Here is a 25,113-nt window from a genome sequence, read left to right as displayed (position 1 = left end):
ACTTGCCGCTGCTCTTATAATGCGCAGTTTTCGACCAAAGCCTCCGGGCCGACCGAGCAAACGATGAAAGACAGCATTCGCCACCTGATCCAGCAAGCCCTTGACCGCCTCACCGCCGAAGGGGTGCTGCCTGAGGGATTGAGTCCGACCATCCAGGTGGAAAACACCCGCGACAAGACTCATGGCGACTTCGCCAGCAACATTGCCATGATGCTAGCCAAACCTGCCGGAATGAAACCCCGCGACCTGGCCCAGAAGCTCATCGAGGCATTGCCAGCGGATCCGGGCGTCAGCAAGGTGGAGATCGCCGGCCCGGGCTTCCTAAACTTCTTCCAAAACAGCGCTGCGCTCGCCCAACGTCTTGACACGGCGCTTGGCGACCCGCATCTCTGCGTCAGCAAGGCAAGTCCAAAGCAGCGAGTCGTGATTGACTTGTCGTCGCCGAATCTGGCCAAGGAAATGCACGTCGGCCACCTGCGCTCGACCATCATCGGCGATGCGGTGGCGCGCGTACTGGAGTTTCTCGGTGACGAGGTGATCCGGCAGAACCACGTCGGTGATTGGGGTACGCAGTTCGGCATGTTGCTCGCTTATCTGGAAGAAAATCCCGCCGCCGCCGAAAGCGAGCTGTCCGACCTCGAGCAGTTCTATCGCGCTGCGAAGCAGCGCTTCGATGACTCACCCGTGTTCGCCGATCGGGCCCGCGAACTGGTGGTGAAGCTGCAGGCCGGCGATGCCGACTGCCTACGCCTGTGGAACCGCTTCAACGAGATATCCCTGTCGCACTGCCAGAAGGTCTATGACCGCCTGAACGTCAAGCTCACCCCTGATGACGTCAAAGGCGAAAGCGCCTACAACGCCGAACTGGGCGATATCGTCGAGGCATTGAAAGCCAAGGGGCTATTGAGCGAAAGCAACGGCGCCCAGTGCGTGTTTCTCGAGGAATTCAAGAACGCCGAGGGCAACCCGCTCCCGGTCATCGTGCAGAAGGCCGGCGGCGGCTACCTGTATGCCACCACCGATCTGGCGTCCATGCGCTACCGCAGCCAGCAATTGAAAGCCGATCGCGCCCTGTACTTCGTCGATCAACGCCAGGCCCTGCACTTCCAGATGGCCTTCGAGGTCGCACGCCGGGCCGGCTTCGTCAGTAGCGACATGCAGCTCGAGCACATGGGTTTCGGTACCATGAACGGTGCCGACGGTCGCCCATTCAAGACCCGCGACGGCGGCACCGTGAAGCTGGTCGATCTGCTCGACGAAGCCGAACAGCGCGCCTACAGCCTGGTGAAGGGCAAGAACCCGGATCTGGACGAGACAGAGCTGCGCCAGATCGCTCGTGCCGTCGGGATCGGCGCGGTGAAATATGCGGACCTGTCCAAGCACCGCACCAGCGATTACAGCTTCAACTTCGAACAGATGCTCAGTTTCGAAGGCAACACCGCGCCTTATCTTCTCTATGCCTACACCCGCGTGGCCAGCGTGTTCCGCAAGCTCGGTACCGGGATGGACGGGCTGACCGGCGAGATACAGCTGCAAGCCGAACAGGAACAGGCGCTGGGTGCGAAGCTTGCCCAGTTCGCAGAAGTCCTGAATGGTGTCGGCGAGAAGGGCGTCCCGCATTTGCTGTGCAGCTACCTGTACGATCTGGCCGGGTTGTTTTCGAGCTTCTACGAACACTGCCCGATACTCACCGCCGATAGCGACACTGTGAAGCAGAGTCGCCTGCGCTTGGCCGCGCTGACCGGCAAGACCCTCAAGCAAGGCCTTGAATTGCTCGGCCTGGAAACCCTGGAGCGGATGTAAGTGGCAACCAGGAAGAAACCCGCCCCCAAGCGCGGGGCGAGCCGCTATCAGGCGCCCGCCAAAAAGCCCGTACCCGGCTGGGTCTGGCTGGTTTGTGGTTTGATCATCGGCGGTTTCATCATGTTTTTGATGAACCTCGAACCCGGCCGAGACGAGATCAAGCGCACCACGGACACACCCAAACCCAAGGAACAACCGAAGCGCTCCACGCCGACACAGGAACAGCCAGTAAAGCCCAAGTACGACTTCTATACGTTGCTACCTGAGTCCGAAGTCATTCTGCCGCCGGAAGCGCCGAAGCCCGAACCGCCCAAGCCGGTGACGCCCGAAGAAGCAGCCAAGATTGACACGGCGCGGGCGGAAGCTGCGCTGAATGGCCAGGTACCGCCGCCCCCACCGCTGGTGGCCAAGGCGCCGGTTACCCAGTTCTTCCTGCAGGCCGGCTCGTTCCGCAAGCAGCAGGAAGCGGAAAAGGTCAGGGCTCAGATTATCCTGCTGGGTCAGGATGTACGCGTCGAGAACGTCACCGTCCGTGACGAGGACTGGTACCGCGTCCTGGTCGGCCCCTTTGCCAACCGTGAGCAGCTTGGCCAGGCGCAGAAGACGCTTTCTGCAAGCGGCTACAACAATCTGCTGCTTCAGCAACGGCAGGCACGCTGAACCAAGGCGTCGCCCGAAACACACGAGAGCCGCAAAACAGCGGCTCTAGCCTTCCCGCGGCGCGTAGGCGAAGACATCGGCGCGCATCTGCGTCGCGTCCATCCCCGCTTCTACCAGCGCATCCAGCGTGCCGTAGATCATTGCCGGTGAGCCGCTGGCATAGACATACACCGGCTTGAGATCGCTGAAGTCTTCGCATACCGCTTCGTGCAGCATGCCGCAACGCCCCTGCCAACCACAGACGTCGCTGACCACCTGATGGAGAAATAGATTCGGCATCTGCCGCCACTCATCCCAGTGGGGGAGCTGATAAAAATCTTCCGGCCGGCGTACGCCCCAATACAGGTGCACCGGATGGGCGAAGCCCTCGGCCCGGCAATGTTCGATCAGGCTGTGCATTTGTGCCATCCCGGTTCCGGCCGCGATCAGTACCAGCGGTCCATTCGGCAACTCGGCGAGATGCGTGTCGCCGAACGGCATCTGCACGCTGACCATCCCTTGACGCCTGATGAAATCGAGCAAACCGATCGTCGACGACTCACGTGCCAGCACATGCAATTCCAGTTCACGCCCACGCCCCGGCGCAGACGCCAAGGAAAAGGCGCTGAATTCATCGTCTTCACGCTTCAGCAGCAGGTACTGTCCGGCATGATAGCGCGGCGGCTTGCCTGCAGGCGCGCGGAGCAGCAGCCGAAACACGTCGCCACCCACGTCCTGGCAACTGATCAGCTGGCAACTGAACGTCCGTACCGGCAGCTCGCCAGGGGCGAGCACGCCGTCCCATAGCAGCACGCAATCATCTTCAGGCTCGGCCAGACAGGCGAAAACCTCGCCATGATCCTGGCTTACACCACGCTGGCGTACCCGACCATTGACCAGCAAGGCCGCGCAGACCAAACAGTTACCGTTGCGGCAGGCCTGCGGACAGTCGTAGCCCAGGCGCCGGGCAGCGTCGAGTATCAGCTCGCCCTGCTGGACTTCAAGCACGGCCCCAGAGGGTTGTAGCGTAACTTTCATCTATGCAAAAACCTGAAATAACGACTACGGGTCATCAGTCGATGCCCAGCTCAGCCCAGAGTTCGTCGACCCGGCGCTTGACCGCCTCGTCCTGAACGATGGCGCGGCCCCATTCACGGCTGGTCTCGCCCGGCCACTTGTGCGTGGCGTCTAACCCCATCTTGCTGCCGAGGCCGGATACCGGAGAGGCAAAATCGAGATAATCGATAGGCGTGTTCTCGATCAGCACCGTATCGCGCTTGGGATCCATGCGCGTGGTAATAGCCCAGATGACATCGTTCCAGTCGCGGGCGTTGATATCGTCATCGGTGACGATCACGAACTTGGTGTACATGAACTGCCGCAGGAAACTCCAGACGCCGAGCATCACCCGCTTGGCATGGCCGGGATACTGCTTCTTCATGGTCACCACTGCCATGCGGTAGGAGCAACCTTCGGGCGGAAGGTAGAAATCGGTGATTTCCGGGAACTGCTTCTGCAGGATCGGCACGAAGACTTCATTGAGCGCCACACCAAGAATCGCCGGCTCGTCCGGAGGGCGGCCGGTGTAGGTGCTGTGGTAGATCGCATCGCGGCGCTTGGTGATGCGCTCGACGGTGAACACAGGAAAGCGGTCCACTTCGTTGTAATAGCCGGTGTGGTCGCCGTAGGGCCCTTCGTCGGCCATCTCGCCGGGATAGATATGCCCTTCGAGAATGATTTCGGCACCGGCCGGGACCTGCAGGTCGCTGCCGCGGCATTTCACCAGCTCGGTGCGGCTGCCGCGCAACAGGCCGGCGAAGGCGTATTCGGAGAGCGAATCGGGCACCGGCGTGACGGCACCGAGGATGGTGGCCGGGTCTGCGCCAAGTGCCACCGCGACGGGGTAGGGTCGATCGGGATATTTCTCGCACCACTCACGGTAATCCAGCGCTCCCCCGCGGTGGCTGAGCCAGCGCATGATGACCTTGTTGCGGCCAATCACCTGCTGACGATAGATGCCCAGATTCTGCCGATCCTTGTTCGGCCCTTTGGTGATGGTCAAGCCCCAGGTAATCAGCGGTGCGGCATCGCCCGGCCAACAGGTCTGTACCGGCAGCGTGGACAAATCGACGTCCCCGCCTTCTATCACCACCTCTTGGCAGGGCGCATCCTTGAGCACCTTGGGCGCCATGCTGATGACCTTCTTGTAAATCGGCAGCTTGCTCCAGGCGTCCTTGAGGCCTTTCGGCGGCTCCGGCTCTTTCAGAAAGGCCAGCAGTTTGCCGATCTCGCGCAGCTCCGAGACTTCCTCGGCGCCCATACCCAGCGCGACGCGCTTGGGCGTGCCGAACAGGTTGCCCAACACAGGCATATTGAAGCCGGTCGGATTTTCGAAAAGCAACGCAGGGCCCTGCTTTCGCAGAGTGCGGTCACATACTTCGGTCATTTCCAGAACGGGAGAGACGGCGGCTGAGACGCGCTTGAGTTCGCCGCGCTGTTCCAAGCCACTGATAAAGTCGCGCAAATCGCGATACTGCATGCTTGAGCCTCGCATCGGCCGGCAAGTGTCGAGGCGCAGAGTTTAGCCTTGGCGTGACCGATTCCAAAACCTGCAGACAAACAAAGGCCGGGTTTCCCCGGCCTCGGTGGTACGGCCAGACGCTTACTTGCGCTTCATCGACATGAAGAATTCATCGTTGGTTTTAGTGTCCTTGAGCTTGTCCAGCAGGAACTCGATGGCAGCGCTTTCGTCCATCGGGTGCAGCAGCTTGCGCAGAATCCAGATGCGCTGCAGCTCTTCTTCGCTGGTCAACAGTTCTTCGCGACGGGTGCCCGAGCGGTTAATGTTGATGGCCGGGAAGACGCGCTTCTCGGCAATGCGACGGTCCAGCTGCAGCTCGAGGTTACCGGTACCCTTGAATTCCTCGTAAATCACCTCGTCCATCTTCGAGCCGGTTTCCACCAGTGCGGTGGCGAGAATGGTCAGGCTGCCGCCTTCCTCGATGTTGCGTGCGGCGCCGAAGAAACGCTTGGGTTTCTCCAGGGCGTGGGCATCGACACCACCGGTCAGCACCTTTCCTGAGCTTGGGATCACGGTGTTGTAGGCACGCGCCAGACGGGTGATGGAATCCAGCAGAATCACCACGTCCTTCTTGTGCTCGACCAGACGCTTGGCCTTCTCGATCACCATTTCAGCGACCTGCACGTGGCGGGTTGGCGGCTCGTCGAAGGTGGAAGCAACCACTTCGCCGCGCACGGTGCGCTGCATTTCGGTCACTTCTTCCGGGCGCTCGTCGATCAACAGGACGATCAGGTGGCACTCGGGATTGTTGCGGGTGATGTTGCTGGCGATGTTCTGCAGCATGATGGTCTTGCCCGCTTTCGGCGGAGCGACAATCAGACCGCGCTGGCCCTTGCCGATGGGCGCACAGAGGTCGATCACCCGACCGGTCAGGTCTTCCGTGGAGCCATTGCCGGCTTCCATGGTCAGACGCTGGTTGGGGAACAGCGGCGTCAGGTTCTCGAACAGGATCTTGCTCTTGGCGTTTTCCGGCCGGTCGAAATTGATCGTGTCGACCTTGAGCAGGGCAAAATAACGCTCGCCTTCTTTCGGCGGACGAATCTTGCCAACAATGGTGTCGCCGGTGCGCAGATTGAAGCGGCGGATCTGGCTCGGCGAGACATAGATGTCGTCAGGGCCGGCAAGGTAAGACGAATCCGCGGAGCGCAGGAAGCCGAAGCCATCCTGGAGAATCTCCAGCACGCCATCACCGGAGATTTCCTCGCCGCTTTTCGCGTGCTTTTTCAGCAGGGAGAAAATCACGTCCTGCTTGCGCGAACGGGCCATGTTGTCGATGCCCATCTGTTCGGCCATTTCCAGCAGTTCGGTGATGGGCTTTTGCTTAAGTTCGGTCAGATTCATAGAGAGAGGTCAGGAAGGATGAAGAAAGCGATTAGCTTTAGAAGCCGCGCAGCAGGATACGAACAGATTCGTTGTGCTTTATGAGGCTGAAGTGCGTCGGCGACGGCATGCAGAGGGCGACGGAAGAAGCGTCGCGGGGCCGAATTTAGCACCGCACAGACGAAGCGTCCACCCTGCCGCAAGAAAAAAGCCCCCGCATTTGCGAGGGCTTTGGATAGCGGCGCTTCTCTAAATCAAATGTTGCTGTCGAGAAACGCAGCCAGCTGCGACTTCGACAACGCGCCAACCTTGGTGGCTTCGACATTGCCGTTCTTGAACAGCATCAGTGTCGGAATGCCGCGAACGCCGTATTTCGGCGGGGTTTCCTGATTCTCGTCGATGTTCAGCTTGCAGACCTTGAGCTTACCCTCGTAGTCCTTGGCGATCTCATCGAGTACCGGAGCGATCATCTTGCACGGACCACACCACTCGGCCCAGTAATCGACCAGCACAGGGCCGTCTGCCTGGAGCACGTCCTGCTCGAAACTGCTGTCGCTGACATTGTTGATGTATTCGCTCATGGATGTTCTCCAGGGTCAAAACCGATAGTGACGCCATCATAGCCCGGCTTGATGCGGACCGAAAGTCGCAGTCTGTCACTTGGTCAATCGGGGCATGGCGACGAATTGGAAGCCCTGTGGCCGATAATCGGGCGCTAAGTGAGGGCGCTGCGCGTTGGCGGATGCCGATGATCATGTCAGGATGTCGGGGTTTTGCACAGAGACCGCGCCATGCCCCCACCAGCCGCCGAACCCTCCCCACTGATCGCCGCCCTCGATCTCGGATCCAACAGCTTCCACATGGTCCTGGCCCGCATCAGCAACGGCGAAATGCGCATCCTCGAGCGGCTCGGTGAAAAGGTCCAACTGGCCGCCGGCATCGATGAGAACAGAATGCTCGACGATGCCGCCATGCAGCGCGGCCTCGATTGTCTGCGCCGCTTCGCGCAACTGGTCAATCATCTGCCTCAGGGCTCGGTGCGTGTAGTAGGCACCAACGCCCTGCGCGAAGCTCGCAATCGAGCGCTGTTCCTCCGTCAAGCCGAGACGATCATCAATCATCAGGTCGAAGTGATCTCAGGCCGGGAAGAAGCGCGACTGATCTATCTCGGGGTGTCACACACCTTCCCGACGGCGCCCGGCAAGCGGCTGGTCATTGATATTGGCGGCGGCAGTACTGAGTTCATCATCGGCGAGGGCTTCGATTCGCTGTTACGCGAGAGCCTGCAGATGGGCTGCGTGAGTTTCACCCAGCGATTCTTCCGTGACGGCAAGATCACAGCTGCACGCTATGCCCAGGCTTACACGGCGGCACGACTCGAGCTAATGAGCATCGAGCATGGTCTGCGGCGGCTCGGCTGGCAGGACACAGTCGGGGCATCCGGCACTATCCGCGCCATCGGTCTGGCGATCAAGGGCGCCGGGTTGAGTAATGGCCAAGTTACCAGCGAAGGACTGGGGTGGCTCAAGCGCAAGCTGTTCAAGCTGGGCGATGTAGACAGGATCGACATGGACGGCATCAAGCCGGATCGTCGCAGCATCTTCCCGGCGGGGCTGGCCATTCTCGAAGCGGCGTTCGATGCGCTGGAGCTCAGCACCATGGCGCATTCCGAGGGCGCGCTACGCGAAGGCGTGCTCTACGACCTCATCGGTCGCCATCATCAGGAAGACATCCGCAGCCGCACCCTGAGCTTTCTCATGGAGCGCTACCACGTCGACAACGAGCAGGCGGCGCGGGTCGAAAGCAAGGCTCTGGAGGCGCTCGACCAAGTGTCGGCCGACTGGGGGCTTCTCGATGACTGGCATCGCGAGCTGCTGAGCTGGGCGGCTCGGGTGCACGAAGTGGGTCTTGATATCGCGCACTACCATTATCACAAGCACGGTGCCTACCTGATCGAGCACTCCGACCTTCCTGGTTTCTCACGTCAGGACCAGCAAATGCTTGCGCTATTGGTGCGCGGGCATCGTCGCAATATACCGAGGCAGAAGTTCGAAGAGCTGAGTGAGGACGGCGTGAAGCTGACCCGCCTCTGCGTGCTACTGCGGTTCGCCATTCTGTTCCACCATATCCGCGGGCCGCAGCAGGCGCCGGCATTCACGCTCAAGGCCGACGACAACAGCCTCGACGTAGCCTTTCCCAGCGGCTGGCTGGAAAACAATCCGCTCACTCAAGCCGATTTCGCCCTGGAAGCGGAATGGCTGAAGCGCATCGATTTCACCTTGACGGTACGCTGAGCCTTCGCCCAATCACTTGGGCGCGCCCTCAGACGTCAGCGAGCGCTCGGGCTACCCAGGCGCTCCAACAGAGCGCTCTGCACGTTACGCGGGTTCTGGTTGCCACTCGGACTGCTGCGCACGTAGCTGCCATCGGGCTGCAGCACCCAGCTCTGGGTGTTGTCGGTCAGGAATCCTTCCAGTTCTTTTTTCACCCGAGTGATCAGCTTCTTGCCTTCGACGGGGAAACAGGTCTCGACGCGACGGTCCAGATTGCGCTCCATCCAGTCGGCGCTGGAGAGGTAGAGCTTCTCGTCGCCACCGTTGAGGAAGTAGAAAACCCGACTGTGCTCGAGGAAGCGCCCAATGATCGAGCGCACCTGGATGTTGTGCGAGACGCCCAGAATCCCCGGGCGTAAGCAGCACATACCACGCACGATCAAGTCGATGCGCACGCCCGTCTGGCTAGCCTTGTACAACGCACGGATCATCTTCGGATCGGTCAGCGAATTGACCTTGAGAATGATGTGCGCCGGCCTGCCTTCGCTGGCGTGCTGGGTTTCCTGCGTAATCATGTCGAGCAACGATTTCTTCAACGTGAACGGCGCATGCAAGAGCTTTTTCATGCGCATCGTCTTGCCCATGCCGATCAGCTGGCTGAACAGCTTGGAAACGTCTTCGCAAAGCGCATCGTCGGAGGTCAGCAGGCTGTAGTCGGTATACAACCGCGCATTGCCGGCGTGATAGTTACCGGTTCCCAGATGAGCGTAGCGACGCAGCTCGCCGTTTTCGCGACGCAGGATCAGCATCATCTTGGCGTGGGTCTTGTAACCGACCACACCATAGATGACCACGGCGCCGGCCTGCTGCAGCCGGCTGGCCAGTTGCAGGTTGGATTCTTCATCGAAGCGCGCGCGCAGCTCGATCACCGCAGTGACTTCCTTGCCATTGCGCGCCGCCTCGACCAGCGCATCGACGATCTCCGAATTGGCGCCGGAGCGATACAGCGTTTGTTTGACCGCCAGCACGCAAGGATCCTTGGCCGCCTCGCGCAACAGATCGACCACTGGCGTGAACGACTCGTAAGGGTGCAACAGCAGAATGTCCTGCTTGCCGACGACGTTGAAAATGTTCTCGCTGTTCTGCAAAAGCTTCGGAATCGCCGGGGTGAAAGGCGTGTACTGCAACTCTGGGTGGCTATCCAGCCCGGTGATGCTGAACAGCCGGGTCAGGTTGACCGGCCCGTTCACCCGATACAGCTCACTCTCGCTGAGGCTGAACTGCTTGAGCAGGAAATTGGCCAGGTGAGGCGGGCAAGTGTCGGCAACCTCCAGGCGCACCGCATCGCCGTAGCGACGGGAAATCAGCTCGCCGCGCAACGCTCGCGCCAGATCCTCCACATCTTCGGTATCGACCGAGAGGTCGGCGTTGCGCGTCAGGCGGAACTGATAGCAGCCCTTGACCTTCATCCCATGGAATAGATCGTCCGCGTGCGCGTGGATCATCGACGACAGGAAGACATGATTGGCCCCTGCTCCACCCACTTCTTCCGGCACACGGATCACGCGCGGCAGCAGACGCGGCGCCGGAATGATCGCCAGTCCCGAGTCCCGGCCAAAGGCGTCGATGCCTTCGAGCTCAACGATGAAGTTCAGACTCTTGTTGACCAGCAAGGGGAACGGATGCGTCGGGTCCAACCCGATCGGGGTGATGATCGGTGCGATTTCGTCACGAAAATAGCGACGCACCCAGGTTTTGATCTTGACCGTCCAGTGACGACGTCGGATGAAGCGCACCTGCTGCTCGGCCAACGCCGGTAGCAGCACCTCGTTGAGGATCGAATATTGCCGGCTGACCTGTTCGTGGACCAACTCGGAAATCCGCGCCAGCGCCTGATGCGGCTGCAGCCCATCGGCGCCGGCCTGCTCGCGGGCGAAGGTGACCTGCTTCTTCAATCCGGCAACGCGAATCTCGAAGAATTCGTCGAGGTTGCTGGAAAAGATCAGCAGGAATTTCAGCCGTTCCAGCAACGGATTGGACTCATCCAGCGCCTGCTCCAGCACGCGGATATTGAACTGCAGCTGCGACAGCTCGCGATGGATATACAGGCTGTTGTCGTCCAGATTGGGCACTGGTTGCGGTGCCGGTGCTGGCGCCTCCTCCTGCGTGTCCACCTCGGACACTGGCGCAGCCAGCTCCTCGAGAGGTTGCGCCTCATTGTCGGCAAGCTGCAGTTCGCTTTCGCTGAGTCCCTGGTTGGTCATGGATCTGCCTCGAAGGGGCTCAGTGCCCCTGTTTCAATTGTTGTGCGGCCTGTTTGGCGAAGTAGGTGAGGATGCCATCGGCGCCGGCGCGCTTGAAGGCGGTCAGCGATTCCAGGATCACCGCCTCGCTCAACCAGCCGTTCTGGATGGCGGCCTGATGCATCGCGTATTCGCCACTGACCTGATAGACGAACGTGGGTACGCGAAAGGCATCCTTGACCCGCCAGAGAATGTCGAGATAGGGCATGCCCGGCTTGACCATGACCATGTCGGCACCCTCGGCGAGGTCGGCGCCCACTTCGTGCAGTGCCTCGTCACTGTTGGCCGGGTCCATCTGATAGGTGTTCTTGCTGCCCTTGCCGAGATTACCGGCCGACCCCACCGCATCGCGGAACGGGCCATAGTAGGCGCTGGCGTATTTAGCCGAGTAGGCCATGATGCGCACGTTGTGATGCTCAGCCACTTCGAGCGCCTCGCGGATGGCCTGGATGCGACCGTCCATCATGTCCGACGGCGCCACGACCTGAGCACCGGCCTCGGCGTGGGAGAGCGCCTGGCGGACCAGCGCATCGACCGTTACATCGTTCTGCACGTAGCCCTGCTCATCCAGAATGCCGTCCTGACCATGAGTGGTGAACGGGTCGAGCGCGACGTCGGTGATGATCCCCAGCTCCGGGAACCGCTCACGCAGTGCACGCGTGGAACGCTGGGCGATGCCGTCCGGATTCCAGGCTTCGGCGGCGTCCAGGGATTTCTTCTCCAGTGGCGTGACCGGAAACAGCGCCAGCGCCGGAATGCCCAGCGCCACCAATTCCTCTACCTCTTCGAGCAACAGATCGATAGACAGGCGCTCGACACCGGGCATCGAAGGCACCGGCTCGCGGCGATTTTCACCATCGAGGACGAACACCGGCAGGATCAGGTCGTCCACGCTCAGCTTATGTTCGCGCACCAGCCGCCGGGAAAAATCGTCACGACGATTACGACGCAGGCGAGTAGCGGGAAACAATCGATTGGCAGGAACGAAACTCACAGCGAACTCCTGGCCCGCAGAACGGGCGAATATGACGTTTATAGGCCGACTTTGTGACCGATTGATGACAGCACCGTTAAACGACGCTGCGCGTTGCCCTCATTGTCGCCAGCCGAGGCAGGCACGGCCAGTGCTTTGATCAAGCAAACCGTCTGGCTGAAAACCTGTATGCAAGCCCTGGCTTCGACTGAACACCCGTCCTGGCGAGGAATCCAACAGTACAACTGACCAGCGTTGAAGCCCGGGCAAAACTGGTGAATGAATTTCGGCATGCGGTCTGGCAGCAAAATGCGCCGCCAGAACTGAACCGCTAGCTTTTCGGACACGGGTACGGGCTTACCTTGAACCCCGCCAGGGATTAGCATCGAAGACTTTCACCCGGCGCCTTCCGGGCCGCTGAATTTGACCAGGAGTATCCCTATGAACAAAAAAGTCGCCGTGATTCTTTCCGGCTGTGGCGTCTACGACGGCTCGGAAATCTACGAGAGCGTGATCACCTTGTTGCGCCTGGACCAGCGCGGCGCAACGGTTCGCTGTTTCGCGCCGAACATCGCACAGATGCATGTAATCAACCATCTGACCGGCGAGGAAATGCCGGAGAGCCGCAACGTGCTGATCGAATCCGCCCGCCTGGCCCGTGGCGAAATCAGCGATCTGCGCGAGTTGAATGTGGGCGAGTTCGATGCGCTGATCATGCCCGGCGGCTTTGGCGCGGCAAAGAACCTCTCCGATTTCGCCACTCAGGGCGCCGCCAGCAAGGTCCTCCCGGATGTGCTGTCAGCGGCTCAGGCGTTTGCGAAAGCCGGCAAGCCGGTTGGCATGATGTGCATCGCACCCACCATGGCGGCGCAGATCTTCGGAGCTGGCGTGGTCTGCACGCTGGGCAATGATGATGACCCCGCCGCTGGCGCAGCGCGCGAAATGGGCATCGAGCACCAAGCCTGCGAGGTCACCGAACTCGTCGAGGATTCCAGGCACAACTTGGTGACGACCCCTGCCTACATGCTTGCGCAATCGATCAGCGAAGCGGCGTCGGGCATCTACAAACTGGTCGACCGAGTGCTGGAGCTCACCCACAAGTAAGCATCGCCTCATCTCCCGAATCCCGAGCTCAGCTCGGGTTTTCGTTCGGCCTATGGCTATACAGCCAATCGTACCGGTGCTCCCGCCGCCCCCCCCTGTTCATTCCTGCCTCACTACGGCAGCTTTGGCCGACCAGACAGAAGGCCGAACTCATGCCCAGCAAATCCGACACCCTCCAAGAGCAGCAACAAGCCGTGCGCCAGCTCTTCGAGCGCATGCCATTCAACGAATATCTGGGCATCGAACTGGGCGAAGTGACGCGCCAGCGCGTGGTGATGCATCTGCCGATGAAGCACGAGCTGGTCGGCAACTTTTTTCATGGCATCCTGCATGGCGGCGTGATCGCCTCTCTGCTCGACGTAGTCGGCGGTGCGATGGCTATGCTCGGCTCCTTCGAAAAGCACCAGCATCTGACCACCGAGGAGCGCGCCCTGCGCCTCTCGCGGCTCGGCACCATTGATCTGCGAATCGACTACCTACGACCGGGACGAGGCCAGCGCTTCAGCGCCAGCGCGACGCTGCTGCGCTCCGGCAACAAGGTGGCGGTGGTTCGCTCCGAGTTGCACAACGAGGAAGGTGTGTTGGTCGCCGTGGGGACTGGCACCTATTTGTGCGGATAGCTGGAAGCTGGAAGCTGGAAGCTGGAAGCTGGAAGCTGGAAGCTGGAAAGCGTTCGGTTTACCGCCAGACCCATCAAGCTGCTTCTTCTCGTCCAGCCTTCAAACTTCCAGCGGCTATCGGCTCTTCTTCGTCAACTGCGTGAGCAACCGGTCCAGCGCGTTGGCGAAAGCCTGACGAGCCCGCTCGCCATAAGCGGCTTGGCCACCGCCGACCTGCCCCTGCTCACGCAGATCGGTGAACAGGTTGCGCACGGCCAGACGATCACCCATGTTGCGCTCGTCGAACTCGCGACCGCGCGGATCGAGGGCAGCCACGCCTTTCTTGACCAGGCGATCGGCCAGCGGTACATCGCTGCAAATAACCAGCTCGCCCGGCTGCGCATGCTCGACCAGATAATCGTCCGCAGCATCCGGACCGCTCGGCACTACGATCAGGCGAACACAGGCGAAGGCCGGCTTGATCTGGCTCTGCCCCGCTACCAGCAAGACCTCGAACTTGCGCTTGAGCGCGAATTTGATCAGCTGCTCTTTGGCCGCCTTGGGACAGGCATCGGCGTCGACCCACACCCGCAATGGCACGGCGGTAGTCACACCACGGCCCGCCGCACTGTCGCCAGCAATGCCGCCGCGCCGGCGAACATGGCGGCGAAGCTGCGATTGACCAGGCGTTGCTGACGCGGCGTGCGCAACAAGCGCAGCACCTTCGCCGCCAGACCGGTGTAACCCGCCATGACGATCAAGTCGACCACCACCATGGTTGCGCCCATATGCAGGTACTGCATCACCAGATCGCGCTGCGGATCGAGAAACTGTGGCAGCACGGCCAGGATAAACACGATGGCCTTGGGGTTGCTGGCATTGACCAGAAAGCCCCGGAGCATCAGCGTCAGCGGGCGCCCGATGGGCCGTGGCGCCGCGCTGTCATCGATCATTTCCGGCACCGCCTGCCACTGCTTCAGCGCGAGCCAGAGCAGATAGGCGACACCGAACCATTTGATCAAGCTGAAGGCCAGCGATGAGGTCGCCAGCACCGCGCCAACGCCGGCAGCCACCACTGCGATCTGTAGCGCCAGGGCGATCTGCAAACCAATGGCGTTCCAGTAGCCGCGCCAAAAACCGTACTGCAAACCGCAGGACATCGAGGCGATTGCCCCGGCCCCCGGCGACAGGCTGATGACCCAACAGGCTGCGAAGAATGCAAGCCAGGTTTCGAACGTCATGATTTAAGCCTCAGGCAACGGCTGCACCTGGATGCAGCCGGTTGTTCATCCTCAGTCCGGCATGTCCTTGCCAAGCTTGACCGGCTCTTTCAGCTTGCGATTCATTGCCTTGCGCATCCGGATATTGAGCGCTTCGACCGTCAGCGAGAATGCCATGGCGAAGTACACGTAGCCCTTGGGCACGTGAGCGCCGAAGGCTTCGGCGATCAGCAGGGTGCCGACTACGATCAGGAACGACAACGCGAGAATCTTCAGCGTCGGATGCTTTTCGATGAAGTCGCTGATGGTGCTGGCCGACAGCATCATTACACCGACGGCGATGACGATCGCGGCGATCATCACCTGTACGTTGTCCACCAGACCCACCGCCGTAATCACCGAGTCCAGCGAGAAGACGATATCGATTACCGCAATCTGCAGAATGATACCGACGAAGCCGGCCTTGACCGCGCCGCTGGTAGTGCCTTCCTCTCCTTCTTCGCCTTCAACGCTGTGCCAGATTTCCATGGTGCTTTTGAATAGCAGGAACAGACCACCGAAGAACAGAATCAGGTCGCGCCCGGATACACCATGCCCCAGAACCGTGAACAGATCGTTGGTCAGGCGCATTACCCAAGTGATCGACAGCAGCAGCAGGATCCGCGTCCCCATGGCCAGGGCCAACCCGAAGAAGCGAGCCTTGGGTTGCTGCTCCTTCGGTAGGCGGCCGACCAGAATGGAGATGAAGATGATGTTGTCGATGCCGAGGACGATTTCAAGAGCGGTCAGGGTCAGAAACGCGACCCAGATTTCGGGGCTGGTAAGCCATTCCATAGGTGCTACTCGTGAGTGCTGTGATTAGGCGTTTGTATGTCGGTCCCGCGCCAGCGGCGCACGACCTTCTGAAAGAACAAGCTGTTTGGCACCTGGACGATCGCACCAGTTCCGCTCTCGGCCACCTCTTCGAGGGTGGTGTAAAGCAGGTTTATATCGATGACACGGCCTTTGACGATGGGCTTGTCGAAGCTCTCGACCAGTTCGACCAGGTCGCCCAGCCTAAAGGGCCCGACGGTCATAATCAGCACAGCGCAGAGCAGGTTCGACAGAACGCTCCAGATAGCGAAGAAGGCGATAGCCGCCACCGCGACAAAACCGGAGAACGCGGTCCAGAGCACCGTCGCCGAGACGCCGAAGCGCTCCAGCACCATGATCAGCGCGCCACCAATGATGAACCAGCGAATGCCGCCACGCAGCGGCAGCAACAGTTCAGGCGGCAGCGGATAGCGGCTGCCTAGCCGAGTCAGCGCGCGCACTACGAAACGCTGCAAGGCGTAGGCGACCAACAGAATGAGCAGAACCTGCAGGCCCAGTAGCAGCTGGTCCCCCCATTCCTGCGAAAGAATCAACAACTGCTCGTTCATACGCCGCCCTCCAGCTGCCCCTGCAAGGTTTCGAGCGCCTCCAGCGCTGTCAGCCAGGCCTCCTCCAGCTCGCCCTCGCGAGCCTTCAGTTCCGCCTGATTGGCTAGCAATTCGCGTAATTCGTCCTTGCGCGCCGCCTCGTAGATGGCGGCGTCACCCAGGCGCTGCTCCAGCGCGGCAAGCTTTTCCTGAACCCCGGACAGGTCCTTTTCGAGCTTGTCCGACTGACGTTTGAGCGGCGCCAGCTGCTGGCGCAACGCAGCGGCTGCCTGACGCAACGCGCGCTTATCGGTCTTGTCTGCGGAGGATTCGGTGGCGCTGGTCGGTTGCTGGCGAACGCGATAATCCACCAACCACCGCGCGTAATCTTCGAGATCACCATCGAACGCGACGACTCGTCCATCGGCCACCAGCAGAAACTCGTCGGTGGTGCTCTTGAGCAGATGCCGATCGTGCGACACCACCAGCACGGCACCCTCGAAATCCTGCAGCGCCAAGGTCAGCGCCAGGCGCATCTCCAGATCGAGGTGGTTGGTCGGTTCGTCGAGCAGCAGCAGGTTGGGCTTGCCCCAGGCGATCAGCGCCAGCGCCAGACGTGCCTTTTCACCGCCGGAGAAATTGACGACCGGCTCGTCACAGCGATTGCCGCGGAAATCGAAACCGCCGAGAAAATCACGCAACACCTGCTCGCGTTCACCCGGTGCAATGCGCTGCAAGTGCAACAGCGGGCTGGCCTTGGGGTCCAGCGCGTCGAGCTGATGCTGAGCGAAATAGCCGATCACCAGGTTCTCGCCGCGCTGCAGGCGACCACCCAATGGTTGCAGTTCGTTGGCCAGCGTCTTGATCAGGGTGGACTTGCCCGCCCCGTTCGGGCCAAGCAGGCCGATCCGCGCGCCGGGCACCAACTGCAGCTTGACCTTGTCCAGCACCCGTTTTTCGCCATAACCGAGGCTGCCTTCGGCCAGATCCAGCAACGGGCTGGAGACCTTGTCGGCCTCACGGAAAACGAAGTCGAACGGCGAATCGATATGCGCCGGCGCCAGCTCCTCGAGCTTTTCCAATGCCTTGATTCGGCTCTGCGCCTGGCGTGCCTTGCTGGCCTTGGCCTTGAAGCGCCGGATGAAGTCCTCCATGTGCTCGCGCTGCGCCTGCTGCTTCTCGAACGCTTGCTGCTGCTGCGCCAGCCGCTCGGCGCGCGCGCGCTCGAAAGCCGAGTAACCACCGCGGTAGAGCGTCAGTTTGCGTTGCTCGACATGCACGACGTTGCCTACGACTTCATCGAGAAAGTCGCGGTCGTGGGAAATCAGCATCAGAGTGCCCGGATAGCTCTTCAGCCAGGATTCGAGCCAGAGAATGGCATCCAGATCGAGGTGGTTGGTGGGTTCGTCGAGCAACAGCAGGTCGGAAGGACACATCAACGCCTGCGCCAGATTCAAACGCATCCGCCAGCCACCGGAGAAACTGCTGACCGCAAGATCCATCTGCTCGTTGGCAAATCCCAGGCCGGCGAGCAGCTTGCGCGCCCGCGCGTCGGCACTGTAACCGTCGGCGTTGTCCAACTCGGTATGCAGGCGCGCAAGCGAGGCACCGTCATGAGCGGCCTCGGCGGCAATCAGTGCGGCCTGCACGCGGCGCAGCTCGGCATCGCCATCGAGGACATAATCCACGGCGAGACGGTCGAGCGTATCGACCTCCTGCCGCATGTGGGCGATACGCCAGTCCGGCGGCAACTGGCAGTCGCCGCCGTCGGGTGCGAATTCGCCGCGTAACAGCGCGAACAGGCTGGATTTTCCGGCGCCATTGGCACCCACCAGCCCGACCTTTTGGCCAGGATGCAAGGTCAGTTCGGCGCCTTCCAGCAACCGCTGGGGACCGCGCTGTAGAGTCAAGTTCTGTAGTCGGATCATAATGGCGGCGGAGTTTATCAGGTCGCCCGGAAATCCATCCGGCTGCTCACGAAAAAAACCGACACCCATGAAGCGTGACGATCTCTGGTCTTTCGCCCTCAGCTGCTACCAGCAGCCCGGCGTCGAAGCAGCCTGCCTCGGACTGCAGGCGGCCGGCGCGGATGTTTGCCTATTGTTGACCGGCGCCTGGCTGGAGCACCGCGGCGTCGCATGTGACGACGCACGGCTGAGGCAGCTGCAAGACCTCAGTGATGACTGGCGAGCCATGGTAGTCGCACCGTTGCGCACTTTGCGCCAGAGTTGGCGCCAACAGGCTGCGACGGACGACGAGCTGGCCGGGCTGCGTGAACGAGTGAAAGCGCTTGAGCTGGACGCCGAACACATGCAGCTTCAGCGCCTGCAATCGGTGACGCGGCCTTGGCCGAAAGGCAGCGAACGAACCAACTGGCTGGGCCCGCTCTGTGCGGGCCTCAGCGGCGAGAAACAAGCACTCTGGGAGACGCTGCGGCGTGTGGCTGGCTCTCAGCTCGCAACCGGCGGCGATTGAGTTGAGGTTTCGCGCTTGGCCGCCGCCGGCTTGCGAGCTGGTTTCTTCGCCGCAGCGGGTCTGGAGGTTGCCGAAGCTGGCTCCGCAGCGGCTACCGGTTTGCTGGCGGGACGGCGCGGAGCGCTCGTTGTCTTGGCAGCCGGCGCTCTGGTAGCCGACGCCTTGGCCTCGGCCGGTTTTGCCGTGCTGCCAGTCTTGACGGCGGGTTTGGAGCGACTTGCAGCCGGACGCGACGAAACCGTGCCTGAAACCGCTTTACCAGCAGCCGGCTTGGCTGGCGCGGCCTCGGCTGCAGCTGGTTTGGTCGCCTTGGTGGGCGCCTTGCTGCGGGTCGCGGCAGTGGACTTCTGGCGCGTAGCCAAGGCTTGGGCGGCCGCCATCTCAACATCGGTGATGCCTTGGGCGAGCTTCAGGCTCTGTTCGGCGTCGCGCTTGAGCTCCGACAGATAGCCCAGCGTTTCACTCTGCCGCGCCTGCAGCACGGCAAGCATGTCATCCAGCTCGGCCAGCCTGGCGCGGGCTTTGCTCTGCGCCTTCGATTTACCCGCATCACCGGCTTCATCGAGTTTGGCGCGCGCCTTGATGACTTTTTCCTGCGTCTTGCCGCGCTGCTTCTCAAGCTTGGCCAGCAGCACTTCGGCGTCCCTCTGCGCCTCGTTGCACGCCTTTTGCAGATGAGCAACCAGGCTATGGGACAGCTGCTGCAGTAGATGCAGCGGCGTCGTGATCGAGTTTTTCTTCGCAGGCATGAACATGCCTCCTGATGAGATGGGCGCTACCATGTCGGACGGTCCGCGCGCTCCGCTACCGACCGTCGTATGCGATATGACCTAACTCGCCGGCCGGTATCAGGCCAGCGCGGCGGTCTGTTTGTGAGCGGTGTGAAGCACCTCGATCAGGCAATCTTCGAGCTCGAAGCGCTCGTGCAGCAGCTGCCCCAGACGCTTCAACTCATCGGGCAGACCTGGGCTATTCAGACAATCGCCGCTGTCGCAGCGGTCATTGAAGGCCACCGCTACTTCGGTAATGGCTTCGATGCGCGGATAGATCTGGCGAGCAAGCTCGAGGCCGCGCTTGTCACCGAACGCCTCAGCCTCGTTGAGCAGCTGCTCGTAGATCTCGAAATGCCCAGCCGACACATAGTCGAGCAGGATTTCGCAGAATTTTTGCAAGACAGGGCGATTCGCGGCGGCGGGGTCGCCATACAGCCCATCGAATGCGTTGATCAGTGCATGGCGTTCCTGCAGCCAGCGGTCGATCAGCAGGTGTACACCTCCCCAGCGTTCCTGGGCGTTCCGACAGCTCTCGAGCATGATGACCTCACTTCCCTAATCGATGATGCTTATTGCGCCTTCCGAGACGTTTTTTTGTCTTGGGGTATCGGCCTTGGGTGAGTGGCAGCGAAATCGGCGGATAACCGTCGCCGCCAGCGCAGACTAAGCTGCGGCGACCGAAGCATCAAGCCGCCTGGACGAAAATCATCCAGGCGAGGCATGACCGGATCGCTTCGCTCTGGTCCATTGACCACCAAGCGCAGCGATCATTCGCCTGTTTCGACAAAAAGGTCTCAGTCGCGCCGCAGCAGCTGCCAAAGGCAGAACAGGCCCATCGCGATGAATGCCAGCAGCGTCCACTCCGGAATGCTCATGCCCAGCAATGTCCAGCTGACCTCGGCGCACTCGGCGGTACCGTGAAGCACCAGCCGGGCGATGTCCTGGAAGGGCAGCGCATCCATCATGTATTCGAGGCTGGGCAGGCACGCCGGCAACTGGTCGGCCGGTATGTTCTGCAGCCATATCTGACGCACGGCCGTGGCGCCGCCCGCCATCGCGAACAGCAGTGCCAGGATCGAATAGATGCGGCGACCGGTTTTGCGCGGCCCATGAATCGCAGCGATAAGGCAGACCACGCCAAAGGCGATCACACAAATGCGCTGAACGATACATAACGGGCATGGCGCCAGCCCGACCACGTGCTCGAGATACAGCGCAGCGACCATCATCAGCACACAGCCGATGAAAGCCAGAAGAAACAGCGAACGTGGGCTGGCCAGATTCATGGCGACTCCGCAGACAGGAAAGCTCGCTACGGTATTAGTCCAAGCTGCGGGCTGCAAGCTGTGGCAGCGCCAGTATCCGTGGTCAACCGTTGCTGATCGCCGGCAAGCGGACACCGTTCGCACCGTCGATTAACCCGAGCCCCTCCTGGAACAGCCGATTGCTGCGCTCTTTGTCGCCCAGCTGCGCCAGTAGCCGGGCCAGCTCCGCGCAGGTTTCCGCACGATGTTCCAAGCGCAGACTGGCTTCCAGATAGTCGCGCGCCTTGCCCCAAAACTCGTTGCGCAGACTCAGGCGGCCCAGTGCGAGCAGCAACTCGGCATTTTGCGGATGGCTCTTAAGCCAGGCCTCGGCATGGGCCAACTGGCGAGTCGGCTCGCGCCCACGAACGCGACCATAGCGCTCGATCAGGCGATCATCGAAGTGGCGTTTGAGTGCGGCATGAAGCACTTCTTCGGCTTTCTCCTCCGCACCCAGTCGAGTCAGGCCGTCCGCATAGGCACGCACCAGCACCGGCTCGTTACGCAGCTTGCTGGGCACGGCCTGCCAACGTTGATTGAACGTTTGCTGTCCCTCCTCCACTGTTGCGGCCGGTGCCTGCGGCGCCTGTTCCAGGGCGGCGGTCCAGGCCAGCAGCTCTAGCTCGTCCAGCCGTGCCGGGGGCAGCACACGATGCTTGCGCAGTTCCGGTAGCAGACGGCACAAGGCGGGCCAGTCCTGTAACTGGACGTAGAGCTGCTGGAGCAGCGTCAGCACATATGGATGGCGCGGGTTTTCATTGTGCAGCGCGTTCAGGGATTCGCGTGCGTCGCCGTACTGGCCGCGCGCGATCTGCAACTGAGCCTGGGTAAGCCCGATGGCCAGCCCGGCCTCGGGTTCGCGTTCGCGAGCCTTGCGCAGCAACTCGTCACTTTGTTCGTACTCACCCAATTCGCTCGCGGCGCGGGCAGCACCGAGATAGTGCACTAGCGGTTGCAGATCGTGTTCGGCGGCGGTGCGCAGATGGCCGAGTGCAGGGCTCCACTGACCTTCGGCCAGCTCCCGCAATCCGGCGCGCGAAGCCTTGGAGACGCGCCGCGCACGATGGCGACGCGACCAGGGGTTGACCAGCGTGCCGGATGCATGAAGCAACCCGAGCACCCAGTGAACCGCCATTGTCAGCAGCCAGAGACAGGCGATCAGCCCGACGAACACCCAGAAGCTCGACTCATAGCGAAAGCGGTCGTAGCTGATCAGGACATAGCCAGCGTCTTGAAAAATGGCCCAGCCGAGAAAACCGGCAAGGGCAAGCAGGATGAGAACAACAACGGCCAGTCGCTTCATGTGCGCAGATCCCCTTCGACCGCCTGTTCGGCGTCGGCCGGCTGCTCGGCCTCGCTGGCCGGCGCGCCGCGCTCAGCGTTATCGTTCGGCTCGTTGCTATCGGCAGACTCGCGCGTTTGCACGTAGGACTGCATCGCCTGCAACGCGGGCGTCAGGTCCGGCAGCGTGACCGAGACCTGCCGTTTCGCAAGCTCCCCAATACGATCGCGCAGACCACGGCTCTGGCCATTCTCTTCGCTGAAGTGATCCTCGATCAGCCGGGCGGCTTGCTCCAGCGATTGCCGATAAACCTGCTGGTTGCCATTGAGCACCGCCCACTGCGCTTGCTCGATGGCCAGTGAAAGCGCCAGTCGCACCTGCGCCAGGCTCTGGCCGGCCAGCAGCGGTTTAACGTCGGTGCCGGCATTGAAGTCGATCCGCACGTAACGCGTCAGCTCGTCCAACCATTGCCGCCAGCGGCTTTCACCCTGCATCTGTGGCTGATCTGGGCCGTTTTCGAACTCTGGAGCCAGACCGTTGAGCTGGTTGGCTTGGCCACGCAGCGCGCCCAGCTGCAGGAACAGGCCGGTCCGATCCAGATCGGGCAAGCTGCGCAACGCCTCGAGGCCTTCCAGCAGTTTCTGCCGCGTGCCGTACGCGCCTGGATCGTCCTGCTTGCGCAGGATCAGATCGGCTTCGGCGATCAGCGACTCGGCGCTCTGCACGTCCTGCATGGCCGACAGACGCAGCATCGCCATGCGCAGCAGATGCTCGGCCTCGGCCAATCGCCACTGCTCACGGCTCGCGCCCAGTACCTGCTCTACTCGTCCCGAGAGCCGTTGCTGATCGCTTTGCAGCTCCGAAAGCAGACGACGTCGATCCTCCAGTTGCTCCGCCGAAGGCAGTTGCTCCAGCCGCCCGAGACGGCTGGCAAGCTGCTGACTGCGCGCGTCCAATTGACGTGCCTGCTCCCGCGTCGCCTGCGCGGCATCGAGCTGCTGGCGCTCCTGTTCGGCCAGTTGCTGGGTCTGCCAAACGCTGTAGCCTCCCGCAGCCAGACCGGCCAGGCCGATCACCAGTGCGAGACCCGCCAGACCACGGCCTCGACCGTCGTCTGGCGTCGAGCCGGCTACCGGCTTCTTCGGCGGAACGTCTTTAGTGGGGATGACGGGATCGTTGCCCTTGGGTTGCTGCGCTGCCTTGTCGGAGTCTACTTCGCTCACGTTTCCATCCTTTGCATCAGGAGGCGGGCTGGGGAGTTTCCCGTAGCGCCGCCAGCAAAGCCGCGGTTCCGGCACCGCGGCAGTCCACTATTGTTTTTGTGCCCAGCGTCGCAGCCATCTCGGCCACACGGGGGCTCGGTACGAACAAGGGTAGTTCACGCAGCGCAGGCCAGTCGGCGCCCGCCAGCTCGTGCAGTGACAGCAAACCCTGCCCACTGCTGACCACCACGGCATTCAGCCGTTCCGAACGAATGGTTTCGATCAGCGTGCCAGGCGGGTAGTCGGGCAGATAACGCCGGTACAACTCCAGGCGATCAACCTGCACGCCTCGGCGGCGAAGCGTTTCAGCAATATGCTCACGACCGCCTTCGCCGCGCAATATCAGCACCCTGGGGTCTGCCACATTGAGCGCCTCGTTCAGGCGTGGCAGCGCCAGCAATGCTTCGCTGTCGTCGCCCGCACTGGGCCAGCCGACATCCAGGCCGAAACCTTCCAGGATGGCCCCTGTGGCGGCGCCGACGCTGAACCAGACCTGGCCGAGCGGCGGTTTTGGCCGGTAACGCTCGAGCAGTTCCAGACTCAGCCGCGCGGCCGGTTTGCTCACCACCACCACAGCGCAATAACGGTCCAGTTCGAGCATCGTCGCGCGCTGCTCGGCTGTTTCTACCAGCGGCTCGATGGCGAGCAGCGGCACGCTGGAACTGTGAATATCCAGCTCGGACAGCGCAGCCGCCAGGGCGACGCACTCTTCAGCGGGACGGGTCAGCAGCAGACGCCAACCGGTCACGCCTTGCCGGCCTCACCGTAAACGTCTTGCAGGATCTTCTCCGCGCCCTGCCCCAGTAGCGCCTCGGCGACCCGTACGCCCAGAGCTTCCGCATCCGCAGCGGGCGCGCGGTCTTCGGCGCGCAGCAGCAGCGTACCGTCCGGCTGCCCAACCAGGCCGCGCAACCACAGCTGATCGTCTTCGAGTACCGCATAGCAGGCGATCGGCACCTGACAGCCACCGTTCAGATGACGATTCAAGGCGCGTTCGGCGCTGACCCTGACCGCCGTCTGCGGGTCGTTCATGCATTGCAGCAGCTGGTGCAGCTCAGTGTCGCCGGTCCGGCACTCGATGCCGACCGCCCCCTGGCCGCCGGCCGGCAGGCTGTCTTCGACACTGATGCTGGAACGGATACGCTCACCGAAGCCGAGGCGGATGAGCCCGGCGGCGGCAAGGATAATGGCGTCGTACTCGCCGGCATCGAGCTTGGCCAGACGGGTATTGACGTTGCCGCGCAAGAACTGGATTTTCAGATCCGGGCGCCGCGCCAGCAGTTGCGCCTGCCGTCGCAGGCTGGAGGTTCCGACGATCGCTCCGGACGGCAACGCGTCAAAATTCTCGTAGTGATTGGAGACGAATGCATCACGCGGATCTTCGCGCTCGCAGATGCAGTACAGACCGAGCCCCTCAGGAAATTCCATCGGCACGTCCTTCATGGAGTGCACGGCGATATCCGCCTCGTTCTCCATCAACGCCGTTTCAAGTTCCTTGACGAACAAGCCCTTGCCGCCAATTTTCGCCAGCGGCGCGTCGAGCAGTTTGTCACCGCGGCTGACCATCGGAACGAGGCTGACGGACACCTCGGGATGAGCGGCTTCAAGGCGCGCCTTGACGTATTCGGCCTGCCACAAGGCCAGAGCACTCTTGCGGGTGGCGATGCGAATTTCGCGAGACATGGGCTAATCCAGAACCAGTGAATAGCCGCGGATGATAACAGGGCCAGCGCAGTCGCTGGGTTGGCTGGGGTCAAGAAGCGGCAAGACTTGGAGCTGCAAGCCTCAACTAGAGGCAAGTA

At 61.6% G+C, this 25,113-nt stretch carries 24 protein-coding genes; 6 read left to right on the top strand and 18 right to left on the bottom strand.

Features of this window, described 5'->3' with window-relative positions; genetic code table 11:
- Window positions 1-63: 63 nt before the first annotated feature.
- Both argS and NA647_RS05100 read left to right on the top strand, forming a co-directional pair.
- Window positions 64-1,803, top strand: a complete 1,740-nt coding sequence (gene argS, locus NA647_RS05105; protein WP_256056695.1) for an arginine--tRNA ligase — start codon at window positions 64-66, stop codon at window positions 1,801-1,803.
- Entirely contained in the window at window positions 1,804-2,463 is a 660-nt protein-coding gene (locus tag NA647_RS05100; protein WP_256056694.1) for an SPOR domain-containing protein, read from the top strand. It abuts the gene before it with no gap.
- Window positions 2,464-2,508: 45 nt separating this feature from the next.
- On the opposite strand, the gene NA647_RS05095 is transcribed toward NA647_RS05100, so the two are convergent.
- The 4 genes from NA647_RS05095 to trxA all read right to left on the bottom strand — a co-directional run bounded on the left by NA647_RS05095 (window position 2,509) and on the right by trxA (window position 6,924).
- Window positions 2,509-3,480, bottom strand: a complete 972-nt coding sequence (locus NA647_RS05095) for a CDP-6-deoxy-delta-3,4-glucoseen reductase (protein ID WP_256056693.1) — start codon at window positions 3,478-3,480, stop codon at window positions 2,509-2,511.
- Window positions 3,481-3,514: 34 nt separating this feature from the next.
- Window positions 3,515-4,981: a 4-hydroxy-3-polyprenylbenzoate decarboxylase gene (gene ubiD / locus NA647_RS05090; RefSeq protein ID WP_256056692.1), complete on the bottom strand. Its 1,467-nt coding sequence runs from the start codon at window positions 4,979-4,981 to the stop codon at window positions 3,515-3,517.
- Between the two features lie 123 nt (window positions 4,982-5,104).
- The gene (gene rho, locus NA647_RS05085; RefSeq protein ID WP_256047780.1) at window positions 5,105-6,364 is read right to left on the bottom strand and encodes a transcription termination factor Rho; all 1,260 of its coding nucleotides are present in this window, start codon (window positions 6,362-6,364) and stop codon (window positions 5,105-5,107) included.
- A 233-nt stretch (window positions 6,365-6,597) separates the two neighbouring features.
- Window positions 6,598-6,924, bottom strand: a complete 327-nt coding sequence (trxA, locus tag NA647_RS05080) for a thioredoxin TrxA (protein ID WP_021207111.1) — start codon at window positions 6,922-6,924, stop codon at window positions 6,598-6,600.
- Window positions 6,925-7,134: 210 nt separating this feature from the next.
- Here trxA and ppx point away from each other — a divergent pair, with 210 nt between their 5' ends.
- Window positions 7,135-8,637 carry an exopolyphosphatase gene (gene ppx / locus NA647_RS05075; protein ID WP_256056691.1) on the top strand — a complete coding sequence of 501 codons (1,503 nt, stop codon included), beginning with the start codon at window positions 7,135-7,137 and terminating at the stop codon, window positions 8,635-8,637.
- 35 nt (window positions 8,638-8,672) lie between these two features.
- Here ppx and ppk1 read toward each other — a convergent pair whose 3' ends face one another.
- Together ppk1 and hemB are read right to left on the bottom strand one after the other, a co-directional pair.
- Window positions 8,673-10,880 carry a polyphosphate kinase 1 gene (ppk1, locus tag NA647_RS05070; protein WP_256056690.1) on the bottom strand — a complete coding sequence of 736 codons (2,208 nt, stop codon included), beginning with the start codon at window positions 10,878-10,880 and terminating at the stop codon, window positions 8,673-8,675.
- Window positions 10,881-10,899: 19 nt separating this feature from the next.
- Window positions 10,900-11,913: a porphobilinogen synthase gene (hemB, locus tag NA647_RS05065; protein WP_256056689.1), complete on the bottom strand. Its 1,014-nt coding sequence runs from the start codon at window positions 11,911-11,913 to the stop codon at window positions 10,900-10,902.
- Window positions 11,914-12,333: 420 nt separating this feature from the next.
- Here hemB and elbB point away from each other — a divergent pair, with 420 nt between their 5' ends.
- Window positions 12,334-12,996, top strand: a complete 663-nt coding sequence (gene elbB, locus NA647_RS05060; RefSeq protein ID WP_256056688.1) for an isoprenoid biosynthesis glyoxalase ElbB — start codon at window positions 12,334-12,336, stop codon at window positions 12,994-12,996.
- 152 nt (window positions 12,997-13,148) lie between these two features.
- Entirely contained in the window at window positions 13,149-13,616 is a 468-nt protein-coding gene (locus NA647_RS05055; RefSeq protein ID WP_256056687.1) for a thioesterase family protein, read from the top strand.
- Between the two features lie 114 nt (window positions 13,617-13,730).
- Here NA647_RS05055 and NA647_RS05050 read toward each other — a convergent pair whose 3' ends face one another.
- Genes NA647_RS05050 through abc-f form a run of 5 tightly spaced genes read right to left on the bottom strand, consistent with a single transcriptional unit; the run spans window position 13,731 to window position 18,143 of the window.
- The gene (locus NA647_RS05050) at window positions 13,731-14,189 is read right to left on the bottom strand and encodes a YaiI/YqxD family protein (RefSeq protein WP_256056785.1); all 459 of its coding nucleotides are present in this window, start codon (window positions 14,187-14,189) and stop codon (window positions 13,731-13,733) included.
- A 14-nt stretch (window positions 14,190-14,203) separates the two neighbouring features.
- Window positions 14,204-14,836 carry a LysE family transporter gene (locus NA647_RS05045; RefSeq protein WP_256047773.1) on the bottom strand — a complete coding sequence of 211 codons (633 nt, stop codon included), beginning with the start codon at window positions 14,834-14,836 and terminating at the stop codon, window positions 14,204-14,206.
- A gap of 51 nt (window positions 14,837-14,887) precedes the next feature.
- The gene (locus NA647_RS05040; RefSeq protein ID WP_256047772.1) at window positions 14,888-15,649 is read right to left on the bottom strand and encodes a TerC family protein; all 762 of its coding nucleotides are present in this window, start codon (window positions 15,647-15,649) and stop codon (window positions 14,888-14,890) included.
- A 5-nt stretch (window positions 15,650-15,654) separates the two neighbouring features.
- On the bottom strand, window positions 15,655-16,236 hold the full coding sequence (locus tag NA647_RS05035) for a mechanosensitive ion channel family protein (RefSeq protein ID WP_256047771.1): 582 nt from the start codon (window positions 16,234-16,236) through the stop codon (window positions 15,655-15,657).
- The gene (gene abc-f / locus NA647_RS05030; RefSeq protein WP_256056784.1) at window positions 16,233-18,143 is read right to left on the bottom strand and encodes a ribosomal protection-like ABC-F family protein; all 1,911 of its coding nucleotides are present in this window, start codon (window positions 18,141-18,143) and stop codon (window positions 16,233-16,235) included. Before abc-f ends, NA647_RS05035 begins: the two co-directional genes overlap by 4 nt.
- A 67-nt stretch (window positions 18,144-18,210) precedes the next feature.
- On the opposite strand from abc-f, the gene NA647_RS05025 reads away from it, so the two are divergent.
- Window positions 18,211-18,690, top strand: a complete 480-nt coding sequence (locus tag NA647_RS05025) for a TIGR02444 family protein (RefSeq protein WP_256056684.1) — start codon at window positions 18,211-18,213, stop codon at window positions 18,688-18,690.
- Here the strand turns inward: NA647_RS05025 and NA647_RS05020 are convergent.
- The 7 genes from NA647_RS05020 to hemC form a co-directional block, all read right to left on the bottom strand.
- Window positions 18,666-19,439, bottom strand: a complete 774-nt coding sequence (locus NA647_RS05020) for an AlgP family protein (RefSeq protein WP_256056683.1) — start codon at window positions 19,437-19,439, stop codon at window positions 18,666-18,668. The genes NA647_RS05025 and NA647_RS05020 overlap by 25 nt on opposite strands.
- Before the next feature lie 99 nt (window positions 19,440-19,538).
- The gene (gene rsd, locus NA647_RS05015; RefSeq protein ID WP_256047767.1) at window positions 19,539-20,003 is read right to left on the bottom strand and encodes a sigma D regulator; all 465 of its coding nucleotides are present in this window, start codon (window positions 20,001-20,003) and stop codon (window positions 19,539-19,541) included.
- Between the two features lie 254 nt (window positions 20,004-20,257).
- Entirely contained in the window at window positions 20,258-20,749 is a 492-nt protein-coding gene (locus NA647_RS05010; RefSeq protein WP_256056682.1) for a disulfide bond formation protein B, read from the bottom strand.
- Window positions 20,750-20,831: 82 nt separating this feature from the next.
- Window positions 20,832-22,070, bottom strand: a complete 1,239-nt coding sequence (locus NA647_RS05005) for a heme biosynthesis HemY N-terminal domain-containing protein (protein ID WP_256056681.1) — start codon at window positions 22,068-22,070, stop codon at window positions 20,832-20,834.
- The gene (locus NA647_RS05000) at window positions 22,067-23,272 is read right to left on the bottom strand and encodes a uroporphyrinogen-III C-methyltransferase (protein ID WP_256056679.1); all 1,206 of its coding nucleotides are present in this window, start codon (window positions 23,270-23,272) and stop codon (window positions 22,067-22,069) included. The genes NA647_RS05005 and NA647_RS05000 overlap by 4 nt, the downstream gene beginning before the upstream one ends.
- 16 nt (window positions 23,273-23,288) lie before the next feature.
- Entirely contained in the window at window positions 23,289-24,059 is a 771-nt protein-coding gene (locus tag NA647_RS04995; RefSeq protein WP_256056678.1) for a uroporphyrinogen-III synthase, read from the bottom strand.
- A complete protein-coding gene (gene hemC / locus NA647_RS04990) occupies window positions 24,056-24,994 on the bottom strand; it encodes a hydroxymethylbilane synthase (RefSeq protein WP_256056677.1) in 939 nt (312 codons plus the stop codon). The genes NA647_RS04995 and hemC overlap by 4 nt, the downstream gene beginning before the upstream one ends.
- Between the last annotated feature and the right edge of the window lie 119 nt (window positions 24,995-25,113).

Source organism: Stutzerimonas stutzeri (assembly GCF_024448985.1).
GTDB classification, from domain to species: domain Bacteria; phylum Pseudomonadota; class Gammaproteobacteria; order Pseudomonadales; family Pseudomonadaceae; genus Stutzerimonas; species Stutzerimonas stutzeri_AP.
This window is presented reverse-complemented; position numbering and strand designations above follow the sequence as displayed.

Excerpts from the sequence above, each read along its gene's own strand:
- argS (WP_256056695.1), top strand. The coding sequence starts at position 64 with ATGAAAGACAGCATTCGCCACCTGATCCAGCAAGCCCTTGACCGCCTC.
- NA647_RS05095 (WP_256056693.1), bottom strand. The coding sequence starts at position 3,480 with ATGAAAGTTACGCTACAACCCTCTGGGGCCGTGCTTGAAGTCCAGCAG.
- ubiD (WP_256056692.1), bottom strand. The coding sequence starts at position 4,981 with ATGCAGTATCGCGATTTGCGCGACTTTATCAGTGGCTTGGAACAGCGC.
- rho (WP_256047780.1), bottom strand. The coding sequence starts at position 6,364 with ATGAATCTGACCGAACTTAAGCAAAAGCCCATCACCGAACTGCTGGAA.
- trxA (WP_021207111.1), bottom strand. The coding sequence starts at position 6,924 with ATGAGCGAATACATCAACAATGTCAGCGACAGCAGTTTCGAGCAGGAC.
- ppx (WP_256056691.1), top strand. The coding sequence starts at position 7,135 with ATGCCCCCACCAGCCGCCGAACCCTCCCCACTGATCGCCGCCCTCGAT.
- ppk1 (WP_256056690.1), bottom strand. The coding sequence starts at position 10,880 with ATGACCAACCAGGGACTCAGCGAAAGCGAACTGCAGCTTGCCGACAAT.
- elbB (WP_256056688.1), top strand. The coding sequence starts at position 12,334 with ATGAACAAAAAAGTCGCCGTGATTCTTTCCGGCTGTGGCGTCTACGAC.
- NA647_RS05055 (WP_256056687.1), top strand. The coding sequence starts at position 13,149 with ATGCCCAGCAAATCCGACACCCTCCAAGAGCAGCAACAAGCCGTGCGC.
- NA647_RS05045 (WP_256047773.1), bottom strand. The coding sequence starts at position 14,836 with ATGACGTTCGAAACCTGGCTTGCATTCTTCGCAGCCTGTTGGGTCATC.
- NA647_RS05040 (WP_256047772.1), bottom strand. The coding sequence starts at position 15,649 with ATGGAATGGCTTACCAGCCCCGAAATCTGGGTCGCGTTTCTGACCCTG.
- NA647_RS05035 (WP_256047771.1), bottom strand. The coding sequence starts at position 16,236 with ATGAACGAGCAGTTGTTGATTCTTTCGCAGGAATGGGGGGACCAGCTG.
- abc-f (WP_256056784.1), bottom strand. The coding sequence starts at position 18,143 with ATGATCCGACTACAGAACTTGACTCTACAGCGCGGTCCCCAGCGGTTG.
- NA647_RS05025 (WP_256056684.1), top strand. The coding sequence starts at position 18,211 with ATGAAGCGTGACGATCTCTGGTCTTTCGCCCTCAGCTGCTACCAGCAG.
- NA647_RS05020 (WP_256056683.1), bottom strand. The coding sequence starts at position 19,439 with ATGCCTGCGAAGAAAAACTCGATCACGACGCCGCTGCATCTACTGCAG.
- rsd (WP_256047767.1), bottom strand. The coding sequence starts at position 20,003 with ATGCTCGAGAGCTGTCGGAACGCCCAGGAACGCTGGGGAGGTGTACAC.
- NA647_RS05010 (WP_256056682.1), bottom strand. The coding sequence starts at position 20,749 with ATGAATCTGGCCAGCCCACGTTCGCTGTTTCTTCTGGCTTTCATCGGC.
- NA647_RS05005 (WP_256056681.1), bottom strand. The coding sequence starts at position 22,070 with ATGAAGCGACTGGCCGTTGTTGTTCTCATCCTGCTTGCCCTTGCCGGT.
- hemC (WP_256056677.1), bottom strand. The coding sequence starts at position 24,994 with ATGTCTCGCGAAATTCGCATCGCCACCCGCAAGAGTGCTCTGGCCTTG.